The organism is Sphingomonas antarctica (assembly GCF_965137005.1).
GTDB lineage: Bacteria > Pseudomonadota > Alphaproteobacteria > Sphingomonadales > Sphingomonadaceae > Sphingomonas_O > Sphingomonas_O antarctica.
In genome coordinates, this window is the sequence record NZ_CBCRXM010000038.1 from 1 (window position 1) to 1,398 (window position 1,398).

2 protein-coding genes are annotated in these 1,398 nt (G+C 54.8%); one reads left to right on the forward strand and one right to left on the reverse strand.

All coding sequences use genetic code 11. The features are described from left to right. Positions 1-20: 20 nt before the first annotated feature. The gene (locus ACM9ME_RS15350) at positions 21-191 is read right to left on the reverse strand and encodes a DUF6894 family protein (RefSeq protein ID WP_415644331.1); all 171 of its coding nucleotides are present in this window, start codon (positions 189-191) and stop codon (positions 21-23) included. A gap of 61 nt (positions 192-252) precedes the next feature. Here ACM9ME_RS15350 and ACM9ME_RS15355 point away from each other — a divergent pair, with 61 nt between their 5' ends. Beyond that, entirely contained in the window at positions 253-1,086 is an 834-nt protein-coding gene (locus ACM9ME_RS15355) for a Crp/Fnr family transcriptional regulator (RefSeq protein ID WP_415644332.1), read from the forward strand. Positions 1,087-1,398 lie beyond the last annotated feature (312 nt).

Genomic DNA, 1,398 nt, shown 5'->3' on the forward strand with positions numbered 1-1,398 from the left:
CACAGCAGCTGAGGCACAGCTTACCCAGCTATTTCAGCGCACATCACCTCGCGCGCCGCTTTGGTCGCTGCCTCTGTCGCAGAATCCACATCAGGGTACTCAGTGCCTGTTTCGTCGCGCGAAACGTTCCCGCATTCGTCGAGATGGAGATGAAATATTGGCATCGGCATCCTCGTATTAGGTCGAGTCATCAGCTCGCGGATCTGTCGCCAACAAGCCTCGCTACGTGACAGCGAACGTTCGACACAGCCCTTGGATCCACTTCGTTACGAACATGGAACCACAATTCATTTCAAGTATTTTATTCGCGTGGGAACACCTGAGATCTACGGGGTCAGACCAGCAATCATGCAGCTGCCGGCGCGGTTCAACACGCTTGCACCGTCCGTGCGTGAAGCGCTGACGGGAGATCTAGTTGAAGTTCGCGGTCTCTCTCGGCGGGCGCTGGTCACTGATCGGTCGATGTTATCCAATGACGTAATTCTGATCCTCGATGGTTGGGCCTTCAGCTACATAGCTTTCGCGAGCGGCGCGCGGCAGATCACCGCCATTCACCTCCCCGGGGACCTGTTGTTCCCGCGCGCCGCCGGCAGTGGAGATAGTGAGTATGGGACCTGTGCTGTTTCAAACCTGTTGATTGGCACTTTGCCAGACGCGCTGGTCGGAGCAGGAACCGCCCTTGAGAATATCGTGCAAGATGCGAGAGTGCAAAATGCGGCAATTCTCGAAGCTTGGCTTGCCAACATGGGTCGCCGCGATGCCTATGCCAGGACGGCGCATCTCCTGTGTGAGATGCACACGCGTGCCATTCTTGCGGGCCTCACAGCAAATGCGACGTTCCAAATGCCGCTGTTTCAGGAAGATTTGGGCGACATATTGGGCCTCACTCCGGTGCACATTAACCGCATGATGAGGCGACTGCGCGAAGGCCAAGTTGCAAAGGTTGGTTTCGGTAGGGTCGATATCTTGAATCTCGAAAACCTCATGGCAATTGGAAGCTTCGACGATCATTATTTACATCCTGCGGGCGGTCAGGAACGCGGGTGCTGTCAGACCAATGGGGCAGCTGCTAGCCGCTGCGTATGAGCCGTCGATCGAGAGCTACACCACATAGTCGGTTTCGCCGGTTCAACTTCTCGCCGGAGATCATCCGGCTGGTAGTGCTGATGTGCGTCCGTTTTCCGCTGTCGCTCAGGAAGGTGCTGTCAAATCTACGGGGCAGATGCCAAAAACTGGTATCTCAACCATCTGATTGCTCAAAAAAATCTGGCCTGACGATGGCGCTTATCGAAACATAGCGGGATCACTTGGTGATCATAAACGCAATATTCCGGCTTGAACGAACTGTGTAATCACACAGTAAAACGGCTGCCCCATAGATTTGACAGTACCCGTGAT

Coding starts and splice junctions, on each gene's coding strand:
- ACM9ME_RS15350 (WP_415644331.1), bottom strand. CDS start 191: ATGACTCGACCTAATACGAGGATGCCGATGCCAATATTTCATCTCCAT.